We start from the raw sequence: 13046 nt of genomic DNA, 5'->3' as shown, positions 1-13046 counted from the left end.
GTGTGATTGGATGCGATCGCTAAGGTGAGCTTTGCTGCTGTTGAATCCAGGAGCGCAGCGATCGCACGACTTCATTATCGTCATCCGTGTCTTTGCCTTGTTCAAGAAATTGCTGGATCGTCACAGCAGAAACCATTGGAAAGGCAAGGCTGTATTCACGGGAGGTATATTCTCCGTTCTGAAGGTGTTTGATTTCAATCGCTTGTGCAGTGCAACGCCAGACTTCGGGAACCTGTAACTGCTTGTAGATCTTTAATCGCCGAGTTGAAACACTTGTGATATCTACTTCTACAACCAGGTCAGGGGGAGGATTATTCACAAGATCGAGTTTTCTACCTCGAATGTGGCTGGCGTTTTGAATATAAAAGCCAGAATCTGGTTCTACGCCTTGCGAGAGGTCTTCTCGATCGAGGGTGACTGAACCAATACTCCGCACTTTTAGGTTTAACTCTTCGGTGAGTGTCGTCACGATTCTTTCTAGCAGGCGTTTAATGAATTCGTGCAGGTCAGAGGGCATAGTGATTTCTAGCACACCGCGATCGTAGGCAAGCCGAGAGGAACGATGGTCGCCCATATCAGACAGCAAGGCTTGATAGGTTTGCCAACTGACATCATGCAGCACAACCCGTTGAGTGGCTTGACTGTTAGGGGCTGCTTGAGGTGGCGCGAATTGGTTAACCATCATGCTTCGACCTCTAATAAGGTTTGAATCCACTCAAAGTCTGCTGTTGGTAGGGGCGGAATTGGTTGGGTGGAGTAGTCGATCGCCAAATCTAATGCTGCTTCTTGATAAACTTGCTGCAACAGATCTTGGAGATCTACAACGGGTTCTGAATCTTCAGGGCGCAAGGGTAACAAAAAGCGTGGCAACGGCTCTCGCAAATTAAATGGATATAGTTCTGCGGTAGGGCGGCAATTTGCACGGCTGACTAAGATCCGATAATCGGATGCCACGCCTCCTGCCATTGGCTTTGGTTCTCCGGTTCGCAGCAGATCAATTTCTACCAAATGAGCCGCGCTGTTTAACACGGTTTGTCGCTTGGCATCATATTTTGCTTTGCCTTCGCCTGCCCGCTTGTTTTTCGGCGACAGCACTTCCACGATCGTGATGACTGTTCCTGTCGCCACTGCTCGAATCTCCAAGAAGCGCTCTTGGGTTTCTTCTACGATCGGCACTGTCACGACTAGCGGTTTGGTCAACGTTGCTGTGGTTTGCTGGGGTGCGATCGCCTGGGTGCCCGGTTGAAAGACTGCAACATCGGGAATGCCAACTAGCAGCGAGTCGGCGTAAACCCGTTTCTCAACCGCAGCCCGATATTTAGGGGTAATGACAGCATTGAGTGATCGTGCTAGTACTGCAATCAGCCCAAAATGTACTTCTGACCACAGTTCAGGATTTTCAAGATAGGGATTCATTCCTGGAAACTTGGGTTGCATCGCTTGTGCCTCCTGCTACTTACTTTACTGTGATCGCTCTGATTTCGACAGATCTAGCTTCCACTGGGCTTTTTTCTCTAGGTCTACCATTTTTAGGTCTGAGCCTTCGTAGACTAAGCCTTTAAAGCGGGTGTAGTTGTATGCCACGCCATCATCGAGGTCGAGTTGGATGCGTTGATCGGCAAAGGTTTGTAGTTTTGCCTGGTAGGTTGCGAGTTCTGCATCTTGGTCGCGTAGGGTTTTGAGGCGACGTTGGATGGCTTTTTTGGCGGTGCTGGTGGTGGCTTCATCGAGTTGCTTTTGGGTGCGATCGATCTCTCCCATCAGTTTGCGTTGCAGTTCGAGGACGTAATCGGTGCGAATTTGGGCGATCGTGTTGGGGGTGTAGCGGTGCAGGTAGATAAGTGCGCCGAATGCGCGGACTGTTTTGCTATTGCCAGCGCCGCTGGTGAAGAGCCAGTAGATGGGGCGTTTTTTGTAGGTTTGGATGTGGTCGGAGATGAATTCGGTGAGGAAATAGCGACGGATGCGATCGCGGGGGCTTTCGTCTTGGCGGAGGGTGAGGGCGTTGGCGATGAAGTCGAGGTTTTCTCTGAGGTGGGTTTCGCTGTAGGCGGTTTTGATGAAGTCGATGAAGCGGGAAACGAGGTCGTCGTCGAAGTAGGCTTGGTCGGTGATGGGCAAAATTGCGTCGGTGTCGGCGGGGAAGGTGGTGTGCTGGCTGGGGTCGAAGGGTTGTCCGGCGTGGATTAAGCCGGGGCGATCGAGGGAGTAGCGACCCATCATGCAGCCGACAGCGTAGGAGATGAGGGATTTGATGTCGCGGGAGAGGTCGGCGCGGCGAATGGTGATCTGCTCGTCGGGGACTTCGGGGGTGAGTTCGTCTTGTAACCCGTAGGCATCAATCCAGTAGCGGTTATTTTGTTCTTCGAGTTGTTTGAGTTGTTGGAAGGCACGATCGCTTTCAGTTTTCCAGGTTGTAAATGCTTGGGAGAGTTGATAAATGGTTTTGTCTCGTAGAAGTGGATGAGTTTGAAAATCCCAAGAGGCTTCAAAGTTATCCCAATCTATACGAGAAATTTGGTAGCTTTTCTTTGCATTAACTTCAAGTTCTTCCTTTAAAGAATCCTCGATTTCTAAAATAGGCAAAGCGGCTACGTCTTCTACGTTAATATTCATAGTTGGATTAATAAAAGACATAAAAAAAGTTGACAACTTGGAACACAAGAAACTACCTACTATCCAGTAATATTCTGTCCGCTTTAGGAAAACACAAGATCCTCCCGTGTTAAACAAAAATCCTTGTTCTGAAAAACGTGTTGCGAAGAATGATGAGTTTATAGATGAATAAGTTATACATTCTAAAAAGTAAAAATCCGGGTTGCGTACAACTGAACTTGGATAGTCTCGAACTTCACGACCATCATTCTCCCAATTAATTACCCAATCATTGTTTCCATACCACTTTCTGTAATCTCCACCTTTATGATTTGGGAGCCATTTTTTCTTCGATTCCTTTGCCGCTAACTTACTACTTAACGCAAGACCCAATTTCTCTGTTGCGATTTCAAACCAAAGTCTTAAAAAACGCTCATTGTTTGCTGTATTTAATCCCTTTTTAGGATGAGCAACTTCTGAAAGAAAATTATAAGATTCAAAGATTTTAGCTACTTTGCGACTCACCCAATACGCGATCGGACTCCCCGGAATTTTTGCAAAGTCGGTTGCTTTTGCGTGGTAAAGATAACCACAGTTTGGGTTAGCGATCGCTTCTAATGTTTTAATGGGTTGTAAATCTGCTCCATAAAACTGAGTGAGATCAATAAATGTTCCTGAATATTCAGGTAAAACCTTTTTGCTGAGAGTAAAGGTGCAGATTGGAACATAAGCGGACTCAAAGAACGCATGATATTCCGGTCTGATTAGACTCGTTAACGTGTTTCTATTGAGTATGTGTTTGCGAAGCTTTTCATAAGAGCTTAAAAACATCCAGGTAAATGGAGACATTAAACCCATAAATCCATCTGCCGTTGTCATGCCGATAATGCGTTCAACAAACACAGCAAATAAATCAGACTTGCTATCGGGATAGTTTGCCTGAGCAAAATCTTTTAGATGAGAATTCATGCTCTTGCTACCCATATACGGCGGATTCGCTACCACAACCCAATACTGTTTCCGCAACAACTCCGCTTGCTTCACCACATGACGCAACGCCGCAAACAACTCCACAAACACAGGTGCCGTTTGTTCCATTGCCTCCAGTTCCGCATTTAGCACTACCGCATCAAACACAGGCGGCGTAATCAAACTGCCCAAATGGTCGGCATCCTCAAACGCCGTCAACAGCCCACCCAACAAATCACCTAACCTCGATTCATTTGCCTGCTGTGGCACGATCGGCAACTGCATCGATCGCACCTCACCCAGCACTAACTGATGATTGATCAATGTGGGTGATGCTGATGGCATCGTCGCTAACTGACTAGCTGCTAATTGACTGGCTAAATGGCGAGTCGATCGTACCGTCACCAAATTCAACATAGGGGGCTTTCGCAAAATGCGCGAATTCTTCGATCGTGCCTTCATCAACACCGCAAAACTCGCCAACTGCACCGCCCGTTCATCAATATCCAGCCCAAACAGATTGTGCGTCAAAATCAACCCCGGAATGTCTCGCTCTAAATAGCCCTGTTCTCGATAGATCTCAAACAACAGATCAAAGGCATAAACGAGAATATGACCACTGCCACAAGCCGGATCGCAAACCGTTAGATCTTGAGGTTGCAAAGGCAATTTGCCCCCTAAATCCCCCAAGTCTGGGGGACTTTGAGAACTCTGGTTCCCCCAAACTTGGGGGCTAGGGGGCGATTCTACTGGACTCTCCAGGTAGTAGGGCATCTTCGATCTCAACCCCGACTCTGGATGCGACTCTAGCCACAACCGACCCAGCGAGTTTTCCACCATATAGCGCACAATCCAGTGCGGCGTAAAGAGTTGCGTCGCTGCGGGAATATCCTGTGCCGCCACCTTGCTCTTCGCGCCAATCACCTCATCCTTACGTTCCGAAATATAAAATTGGTAGAGCCAGCCAATAATCTCGACCCCGTTCTCGCTATCCGACGAGTCGCGCCAATCTTCTTCTGGAATATCCGTCACCAATCGCTGCACAATCTCATCCTTGTTCAGCAAATTGGTGGGCACAAACAGGGCTGTATAGTTTTGGGTGCGATCGAACAAAAACGGCAACCCCGCCGCCAACGCCTCACACTGCGCCACCAACAGCCGCCGATAGAGCCACTCATCTGGGTTTGGGGCACGACTCGCCACACTGCGCCACTCATCGAGCTGATCCAGATCCAACCCCGGAAACTCACCCGCCTCAGCAATATAGCCCGCATCGCGCAACACATCCGGGTCAACCAGCTTCGGGTCACTGCTGCTCAACACCCGCGTCGTCAAGTAACCATTCACCTCCATAAACCGCAGTGCCGCCAGTCGGTTAAACCAGGTGTAGGCAATCTCATCAATCAGCACATCTACTGCCTGCGCCTGCTTATAAAGCTGCATCAAGTCTTGCAATCGCGATCGCAACAGCCGATATTGCTTTGCCTCATCAGCATTCAACGCCTGCCCCGCTACGACCAACCCACCAGAGACTTCCTGTGCCTCCTGAATCTCATTTGAGCGAATGCCAAACTGTGTGGCTCTAGCTCTCACCTGTTCACGAAGCGATCGACGTGCCCAGATAGCAAAATTTTTGATAGCAGTACGGTTCATAAATCAATCCCATTCTTAATTGCGTCTGCAATGTGAGGCAGGGCGTGTTGAGCTTCTACCAGATCGATCGCGAATCCGTCTAACCCCTCCAACCGAGCGATCGCCTTAAAATAGAGAGATTCTGGCAAACCCCAGACTGCCGGATCAAGATCGGACGATTCATGGAAGTCTTCTCCCAACACTGAGCCAAACAAAACGACTCGTCCTACACCAAATTCCTGTTTCAATAAGTTCGCTGCCTTCCGAGATACCTCCATCCCCTGCGCTCGGCGCTGCACTAGCTGTTCCAAACGGCTCTGCGATCTCCGCTGTGCGATCGAGATATACCCTTGCATCTTGTCATTATGCAAACTAAATTCCATGCTTCTCCTTTTGAATTGCAGCAGAAAAAGACATTAAACATAAAGATCAGACAACAAAAGAATCGTTAACCCTGGGTCGGGATGCTGAATTGCCGTGTCGTTGGTAATGAAAAGAGTGCAGCCATCAGCATGAGTTGCCGCCAGATGCAGCGCATCCACCAAACCCAACTTACTGCTTCCTCGTAATCGCGCTGCCGCAAGGACGATCGCTTGAGTCATGGCACAAAAGTTCAAGTTCGGGAACTGGGGCAACGTCGCGGCATAGCCTTCCGCAATATCTGCTCGTCCTGAGCGCAAAGGTTTCACCATCAACTCTGCTAATACCAGATCACAAGCAGAGGCTTTGATCGTCCCTCGCTCAATGCGTTCAAACAACTGGGTCGCACGATCGCCAAAGGTAGGATGCCCTTCTAAGGCATAGATAAACACCACTGTATCCAGCCCAACCCTGCACCCTTGAAGGTCGGTTAGTCGCGCCATGATTCTCGCTCACGCCGCACATACGCCACTGCGTCTTCTCCCTGCCAAACGTCTTGGTGTTTACCAAACAATCGTGAGGTATAAGAGCCTTGTGGAACCATCACCACGGCTCCATCTACAATTGTGACTTCTAAATAGTCACCAGGTTTCAGGTTCAGTGCCTCTCTAATTTCTTTAGGAACAACAACCTGATAGCGTCCCCCAACTTTGCTCATCGACATCAGTTTATTTTCTGTCATACGCTGATCAAAGTATGACATACGCCCAATTACTCCAACCGGACTCGTTTCTCCTGCTCAATTTCTCTCATCAGCGTTCCTCGCAGTGCCGTTAGATACTCCTCAACGTCCGCAGCCGTCTCAAGGACAGGTTTCGGGGCAACTCGTGCCACCTTGATCGGCACAATAGGCTTCGCCTGCACCACCAGGTTCTCTGAATCCGGCTGTTTCCTGAGTTGTTCTAGAATCTCGATCGCTTGACGATCGACCCGCTGAATCAACGCTAAATAGAGGTTTTCCAGGTCACTTTGACGGGCGATCGCCGAATCAATGCTGATGGCACTTCTAGCAGCACGATTCACCTGCTCAATCTCCTGCGTGAATGGAGTCAGATCGAGGCGATCGATCACCGTTCCATGAGCCGATCGTGCATAGTCTCCCACCTGTTCTCTGACTCGACTGCCAATCTGTTGCACCTCAGCCACCTGTCGTTGCAAAATTACTTGCACCTGATCTTGAACGGGTTTTAGCAATCCTCCTAGCTGAGGAATTTGGGCGGTTGGGTCACTCATATTGAGAATCGATCGGGCCGTTTCTACCTGTCCCAGCAGTTTTGCCTCGCTAATGTGGCGCAACTCTGGCTCCAGCTTTGCCAAATCTGATCTGGCTTTCAGGAAGATAGTAAATTGAGCCGTGAAGAACGACTTCAGCTTCTGCCTATCATCGGTATAGTCTTCAATCTTCTCCTTCTGATCACGGACTGCATTGAAGAACGTTGCTGTCCCGTCCGTTTCCGATAACTTGCGTAACACCTCCAAATGCTGTGTCAGCAACGCTGCAAACGGTAACTGATCTCGTTCCGCTTGATCGCGCCAGCTTTGAAGGTCGATACACCCTTGCTTAAATATTTGCTGATACTCCTCATAGAGCTTGAGCGGATCGGTCGGAGGCGCACTGGGTAAGAGATCGTTTGCTAACTCTCTCGCCACACGCAGGCTCACCGAATCAACTTCCTGACACAGATGCACTAGATATTCATCTAGCCCAATCTTTGCCCGCAGCTTGGCAACCAGTCCTCTTTCTTTTGAGTTGACAGTTTTCTGAGCGCGGCGTAGTTCGGCTTTGCCTTTATTGATTAGTTCTGCCATCACCCCCAGCACATCAAACTCTGACCAGCCGCAGGGACGCGCCTCAAATTTCTCCCGCAGCAACCGGATACTGACTCGTCGATGCGATCGTGCCTCATTCGTTAGCCAGCTTTCCATCTCTCCGTGTGCTGCCGCGTTGGGGTGATTGCCTTGTAAATTCTGCACCTCAGTTTCACGAGTCAAGGCATTGGTCACTTCATCCTCGGTCGCAAACCCGCTCTCAACATAGTTAAGCTTGGTGTAGATATTGCCAATCAGGTAGGTCAAGCCCTCAGTGAGTAATGCTTTAGCATCACGGGTGCTGACCTCAACCTTGCTACCGTTGGCAAATACATCCGCCTGGGCAATTAAATTACGGAGCTTATTCTCAATATCAGAGCGTCGTTTGCTGTTCTGCTCTCCTCGAATTGCCAGAACAGTTTTCAACGATTGTGTGAGCGTACTTTGATCGGTGCGGCGATGATACTCATCTGTTCTAACTAACTCATTCACCTCATCGATTAGCTGTCCGTCATCTGGTAAGCGGATTAACACTTCCTGTCCAGAACTTGTACCCAACATGCAGGCTTCGTTTGACTGTAACTCTTGGTAGCGATCGGCATAAGGGGTGATTAGATGCAGCGCAAAATCATCAAGCTGCTGCCCAAATGACTGATCGTCTAGCTTTCGATTAAAACTATATTGATGACGAGAGTCGTATTTCAGCTTTTTGTCAGTGAAAATTGAGTTCCACACCATTCCCTGAAACTCAGTGGTAACTTTCCCTGGATCGATTTCAATATTCTTGATCGCTCGCCCCACATCTTGCTCTTCGTGAGTCAAGAAGCCGTAATCATCCCCCACACGCTGGATCAAGGTTTGCCGCTCCAATCGATTCAATCCATCCTGGACTTGCTGCCGCAATAACAGCTTGTCTTGGTCAATGCTGCTGAGGCAAAGGGTGGTTAGGTTATCTAAATTGGCGTGAATTTCTTTGACATATTTGACCATAAACAGCGTTTTGAGCAGATCAATGTCAAACGGTTGAAGCTGCGAATTCTCTTTTGCCTGACTAATTACCTGGCTGACAGCACTATCTAAGAAACCCTCGATCGCTAGATAAAACGTGTGAAAGGGCACCAAAATGTCGCTGTGCTGATCGGCAACGGCTCGTGCTGCTACTTGAAATGCATCTAGGAGCGATCGTTCTCCCGATGCCAAGTGCTTCCCGGCAGCACCCATCAAGCGAATTTGGGTAAAGACCTTTTGCAGCAAGCCAAACTGATAGGGAATGAACGGATAGGTCGCGATAAACTCACCCTCACTCCGATATCCTGGCATCTCGGCACTATCTTGGGTGAAGGCAAGCTGGTTTTTGAGTAGTGGAGCCTTTTCGCCATACAGCGTTTTGAGAGCCGCTTCAGCAGATTCAGTCTTTGCCAGCAAGCGGAGCCGAATCACCTCATCTGTGTTAGCAGAAGACAAAATTAACGGACGGTGGAACCGCCCCACAATCTTAGAAAAATCATTGCCTTTGATGCGATTCTTCGTAATTTCATCCATCGCCTCTTGAGAAGTGACCGCAACCCAGGCACGTCCACTACAATGAACCCCCAAATCTTCCACAACAGTCTGTAAGTTCAGCATCAGGTCACTATTCTCGCCAATATATTGCCCGACTTCATCCACCATGAAGATCAAGCGATGCTGTAACCCCTTCTTATCAAGGTATTGTCGCACCGTGCAAGCAAACTGCTCAACGCTCAGGCTGTAGTTCTGGTCGTAGGTTTCCACCAACCGATCGGCTGCATCAGCGCTCATTCTTCGGCTGACCTGCAACGCTTGGCTAATCTCGTCTTGATGGAAGCCCCAAGCGTCTCTCGCTCCCTGCCAGGACACACCGCTCGCCGCCTGAAATGCCTCTTGGAAGGACAGATAATTGCCCTGTTCGTCTAACGTGCGCTCAAATTCGGCGATCGCAGGCACTGTGCCAAAGTACCCTAAATGCTCATCAAATACCTTCTGAAAGACCTTTACAATGCTGTCTTTCTGGTTTTTGCTCGTGGCATCAGCTTTGGAGTCAATGTTAAATAGAACCACATCCGCTGACACATGAGCCGATCGAATAATGTTTGCTCGTAGAATTGAATCAGGAATTCTTTTCTCGTCAAAAAAATCTACAGCCTGTCGACCATTCAATTCCTGATTGGCGAGTAGATAAGACAGAATTTTGAGGAAGTGAGATTTTCCTGAGCCAAAGAAGCCAGAAATCCAAACCCCCATTTTGTCGGTAGGGGTGTCTAGCGCACTGGTATAGCGCTCGAAGAAAGCGTGAAAATGCTTGTCTAACTCCTTCGTCACAATATATTCTTCGAGTTCTTGCCGAACACTTTCATAGTCCTGTTGAGCGACTTTAATCACACCGTTAATGTTGCGGTGAATGCTCTTTTGGAACAGTTGATCAATGTTCATGCTAAATACTCCTGGCGAGGCACTAAAGGAAAAGCGCGATAATAGTTGTCATCCTTGAGCGTGTTAAACAACCGTAACTCATGTCCGTCATACGATCCGGGGAAAAACATCACAAGTGGAGTGCGATCGAGGACTGAATGCAGGTTATTGAGAATCGTGTGAGCGCGCAAAATTGGGTAACAGGCTCCCACACCCGTTAGAAAAATCAGCCGCTCATTCCCTTGAAGCTGTTTCTGAATGTAATCAACGACCTGCTCAGGACGCACCATCGGTTTAACCGACTTCTTCAAAGCCGCGCTCCCTTTGCTAGATTCCAGTTCAAATGCCTTTTGTAAAACTTTGCGCTCTTCCAGAATGCTTAAAACTGCGCCATATAGGTTAATCTCAACAATCTTTAGATTGCTAGGCGGTAACTCAAGCTTCGATCGCAGTTTGGGAATGTGCTGCTGAACCAACGGCTCATGCTCTGGGTTGTAATCAAAAATATAGAAACCTATCTCGTTGCCAATACCCTGATTTTCTAGCAAGCGAGGAGATTGTAATGCAGGCAGTAGGGCATTGAGTCGTTGTTGGATCGTCAGTAAGGACATCCGTTCTAACCTTTCGATAGTTTTTCAACTCAAACATCAAGTTTGGATTGAAGCAGGTGATAGAGACAGAGACAGATGAAAACATCTTAGGTACCCCGTCCATAGCATTCCCCCTATCTTGGCACTACTCTTCCATCGTCGTCATCAAGATGCTCATGATGTTCTGCCAAGAGACAGTTGATGGTGCAGGGATACACACTGAATAAACATGCTGCCTCGGAGTCATTTTTCTGCTCACTGCTCACCATTTGAACGACCGCCTACTCCTGCTGGTGAGTTTTGGGCTGCTGCTATATGCCCTTGGCGACGGGTAAATAGGAAACCCGATTCGTGCCAGTATCGCCAGAATTATAAGGAATTGCTGGAAGGGTGATTGCTACATTGAGCTGTCGATCTTAAATCCGCTCTTACTTCTCTTCGGAGATTTAAGCTTGTTTAGCCCTCATGTCTCATTGCCGAAAGCGCTTAATCAGGCAACGGTCGAGACTCTCAGAACCCATTGATGGATTAAAGTTGTGAGACTTTGATTTTGGGAAGGGTTTTGAGAGGCTGAAAGTCTTATTCTGTCGTCGAGGGGCGATCACTCCTTTCATCTTCTTAATAACGGACGCTAAAGATTCTCAAAACCCACTCTTCTTTTTAGTACCTGTAACTTCTATTCTGCAAGCTTTTTGTCTTAGTTTAGTCCCATAGAATCGTCACTAACAGATGAGTTCTGAGACTCGGTTGCTGACTCCTCATCACTCTCCCCGATCGCCTTGAGATACGCCTCACCTGCTGCCTGCTTAAACACCCCCTTGGTGTAGCGTTCAAACACCCGATCGCTCTTAATCCCCATCAACTCCTTGCCAAACAGCGGATCCACCCCGCGCTTGGTCACCTCTGTCCCGAAGGAATGCCGAAACCGATGGGGATGCAGATTCTCCACCCCCGCGATCGCCCCCAGCTTCTTCACCATCCGATGCAAGCCCTTATACCCTAACCGCTTCCCGGCACTCTTCGGATCTTGCGCCAAAAACATGGGACTCTCCGGCATTGGCTCAAACGCTCCACCTTGATGCCGTCGCCACTCCAGATAGGCTTTCAAATGGCATCGCGCCTCTCGACTCAGGGGTATCTCACTCACGTTCTGCCCCTTGTACCGATGGACGGTTAAAATCTTGCCATTCCAGCTGCTGACATCCAGCGCCGATGCCTCCGATGCCCGTAGCCCATGCAGCAGCACCGACACGACCGCCCGGTCACGCACCCGCGTTTTCTCCTCCAACTCCAGCACCGCCCACACCTCCCCCAAGTCCTCCCCATCAAGGTGAGCCGCTTGCGGTTCCTCCTGTCGTTCCAAATCGATCGCATCCGTCGGTAAGGGCTGATTCGTCGCAGCAATGGCTACCCGAGGGGTAGCCATTGCTGCGACGGAACCAGCTATAGAACGAGCGCAGCGTATTGAGGGCGTGGTTCACCGAAGTCGGCTTCAACCCCTTTAGCTTCAGTTCTCGCCGATACTTGCCAATGTGACTGGGGGTGACCTCGAGCCAAGACTTCTCAGACCAGGCCGCAAAGCGCTGAAGCTGTCCCCGATAAGTGCGCTGGGTGTTGTCTGCCTTGCCGGTCTGACGCAGAAACTCCTCAATCTGCCAATGCCGCAGGTCTGGAGGTTCTTCGCGTCGGGGTTCCTTTTCCTTGCCTCCTTCGAGCGGCACGATCACGATCGGTAAAACGGGGTCAGAAGCGGATGAAGCCATCGGTGAAGAAAAAGGTGGGTGGATTTTAGATAGAGATAATTAGACTTATCTCTATCAGACTATTCTCAGAATAATAGCAAGCATTGGATAAAAGCCTTTGCCGACCAGCGATAATCAGGGAAATTTTTGCAGCCAATGCCAAATGGGTCGATCGCTGAATCAAAAATGCTGGGCATATAGTTTGCTGTCGCCGAGTCAGGCGCGGCAGCAGCATGAGTTGCATAGTTGGGGTTGAGATGCAGTCGAGTAGGGCAGTGATGTCCTACTCGACTGCATCTCAATCCCGAGTATTCTCCAGCCTTTCTAAAAGGGCACTATCCGCTAGCAGTTGTCCCAAGGTATCTACCGCGATGTGAACCTTGCTGCAATTGAAACATAATATTCTTCTCGTGAAGCGTCTAACTCGTGCAAACACTGTTGTGAATCGCTTTGGGTGTCGGTTAACTTTTGGTCATATTCATAGTTTAGGAAAACTCTAGATGCTCTCTTCCACCCTTCGCCGCGTTCTCACGGCTTCCGCTTTAGCCCTGCCTGCTCTGGTCATTGGAATGCAAAGTGCTCACGCGGAAGATCTCGAATTTACCTTACACAACGACACCACAAAAGCGCTGACCGAGTTTTATGTAGAACCCACCGCTTCTAAAACTTGGGGAGAAAACATTCTCCACACAGAGATCGAGCCTGGAGCAACGGCAACGGTGACGATTGCTGACGGCAAGACGACTTGCGCGTATGGCATCAGGGGCAACTTTGCGGAGGGTCAAATTGTTGAACGCGATGAGCTAAATCTCTGTGAGTTGGGGTCTTATACGTACACCGAAGAAAAGTAAGTCTTACT

The 13046-nt window shown here is 49.0% G+C and carries 12 protein-coding genes; 1 reads left to right on the top strand and 11 read right to left on the bottom strand.

Going from position 1 to position 13046, the window contains the following annotated elements; genetic code table 11:
• Positions 1–19: 19 nt before the first annotated feature.
• The 11 genes from A8707_RS19250 to A8707_RS28415 all read right to left on the bottom strand — a co-directional run bounded on the left by A8707_RS19250 (position 20) and on the right by A8707_RS28415 (position 12489).
• Entirely contained in the window at positions 20–685 is a 666-nt protein-coding gene (locus tag A8707_RS19250) for a Uma2 family endonuclease (protein ID WP_231948149.1), read from the bottom strand.
• A complete protein-coding gene (locus A8707_RS19245) occupies positions 682–1437 on the bottom strand; it encodes a DUF4058 family protein (protein ID WP_068818826.1) in 756 nt (251 codons plus the stop codon). The genes A8707_RS19250 and A8707_RS19245 overlap by 4 nt, the downstream gene beginning before the upstream one ends.
• A 24-nt stretch (positions 1438–1461) precedes the next feature.
• Positions 1462–5217 (bottom strand): BREX-1 system adenine-specific DNA-methyltransferase PglX, encoded by a 3756-nt coding sequence (gene pglX, locus A8707_RS19240; RefSeq protein ID WP_068818825.1) that lies wholly within the window; start codon positions 5215–5217, stop codon positions 1462–1464.
• Positions 5214–5579 (bottom strand): nucleotidyltransferase family protein, encoded by a 366-nt coding sequence (locus A8707_RS19235; RefSeq protein WP_068818824.1) that lies wholly within the window; start codon positions 5577–5579, stop codon positions 5214–5216. The genes pglX and A8707_RS19235 overlap by 4 nt, the downstream gene beginning before the upstream one ends.
• A gap of 33 nt (positions 5580–5612) precedes the next feature.
• A complete protein-coding gene (locus A8707_RS19230; RefSeq protein WP_068818823.1) occupies positions 5613–6059 on the bottom strand; it encodes a type II toxin-antitoxin system VapC family toxin in 447 nt (148 codons plus the stop codon).
• Positions 6047–6298 (bottom strand): AbrB/MazE/SpoVT family DNA-binding domain-containing protein, encoded by a 252-nt coding sequence (locus A8707_RS19225; RefSeq protein WP_068818857.1) that lies wholly within the window; start codon positions 6296–6298, stop codon positions 6047–6049. The genes A8707_RS19230 and A8707_RS19225 overlap by 13 nt, the downstream gene beginning before the upstream one ends.
• 29 nt (positions 6299–6327) lie before the next feature.
• A complete protein-coding gene (gene brxC, locus A8707_RS19220; RefSeq protein WP_068818822.1) occupies positions 6328–9876 on the bottom strand; it encodes a BREX system P-loop protein BrxC in 3549 nt (1182 codons plus the stop codon).
• Positions 9873–10466 (bottom strand): DUF1788 domain-containing protein, encoded by a 594-nt coding sequence (locus A8707_RS19215; RefSeq protein ID WP_068818821.1) that lies wholly within the window; start codon positions 10464–10466, stop codon positions 9873–9875. Before A8707_RS19215 ends, brxC begins: the two co-directional genes overlap by 4 nt.
• A gap of 676 nt (positions 10467–11142) precedes the next feature.
• A complete protein-coding gene (locus A8707_RS27030) occupies positions 11143–11871 on the bottom strand; it encodes a tyrosine-type recombinase/integrase (RefSeq protein WP_231948148.1) in 729 nt (242 codons plus the stop codon).
• Positions 11771–12208, bottom strand: coding sequence for a site-specific integrase (locus tag A8707_RS29850; protein ID WP_068818819.1), 438 nt, complete (start codon positions 12206–12208; stop codon positions 11771–11773). Before A8707_RS29850 ends, A8707_RS27030 begins: the two co-directional genes overlap by 101 nt.
• A gap of 65 nt (positions 12209–12273) precedes the next feature.
• On the bottom strand, positions 12274–12489 hold the full coding sequence (locus A8707_RS28415; protein WP_156518729.1) for a hypothetical protein: 216 nt from the start codon (positions 12487–12489) through the stop codon (positions 12274–12276).
• 198 nt (positions 12490–12687) lie between these two features.
• Here A8707_RS28415 and A8707_RS19200 point away from each other — a divergent pair, with 198 nt between their 5' ends.
• Positions 12688–13038 (top strand): hypothetical protein, encoded by a 351-nt coding sequence (locus A8707_RS19200; protein ID WP_068818818.1) that lies wholly within the window; start codon positions 12688–12690, stop codon positions 13036–13038.
• Positions 13039–13046 lie beyond the last annotated feature (8 nt).

It is taken from the genome of Phormidesmis priestleyi BC1401 (assembly GCF_001650195.1).
Taxonomy (GTDB): Bacteria; Cyanobacteriota; Cyanobacteriia; order Leptolyngbyales; family Leptolyngbyaceae; genus Phormidesmis_A; species Phormidesmis_A priestleyi_B.
The sequence above is the reverse complement of the archived record's forward strand: the minus strand, read 5'-3'. Positions and strand labels throughout refer to the sequence as shown.

Coding starts and splice junctions, on each gene's coding strand:
- A8707_RS19250 (WP_231948149.1), bottom strand. CDS start 685: ATGATGGTTAACCAATTCGCGCCACCTCAAGCAGCCCCTAACAGTCAA.
- pglX (WP_068818825.1), bottom strand. CDS start 5,217: ATGAACCGTACTGCTATCAAAAATTTTGCTATCTGGGCACGTCGATCG.
- A8707_RS19215 (WP_068818821.1), bottom strand. CDS start 10,466: ATGTCCTTACTGACGATCCAACAACGACTCAATGCCCTACTGCCTGCA.
- A8707_RS19200 (WP_068818818.1), top strand. CDS start 12,688: ATGCTCTCTTCCACCCTTCGCCGCGTTCTCACGGCTTCCGCTTTAGCC.
- brxC (WP_068818822.1), bottom strand. CDS start 9,876: ATGAACATTGATCAACTGTTCCAAAAGAGCATTCACCGCAACATTAAC.
- A8707_RS19245 (WP_068818826.1), bottom strand. CDS start 1,437: ATGCAACCCAAGTTTCCAGGAATGAATCCCTATCTTGAAAATCCTGAA.
- A8707_RS27030 (WP_231948148.1), bottom strand. CDS start 11,871: ATGGCTACCCCTCGGGTAGCCATTGCTGCGACGAATCAGCCCTTACCG.
- A8707_RS19230 (WP_068818823.1), bottom strand. CDS start 6,059: ATGGCGCGACTAACCGACCTTCAAGGGTGCAGGGTTGGGCTGGATACA.
- A8707_RS29850 (WP_068818819.1), bottom strand. CDS start 12,208: ATGGCTTCATCCGCTTCTGACCCCGTTTTACCGATCGTGATCGTGCCG.
- A8707_RS19225 (WP_068818857.1), bottom strand. CDS start 6,298: ATGACAGAAAATAAACTGATGTCGATGAGCAAAGTTGGGGGACGCTAT.
- A8707_RS19235 (WP_068818824.1), bottom strand. CDS start 5,579: ATGGAATTTAGTTTGCATAATGACAAGATGCAAGGGTATATCTCGATC.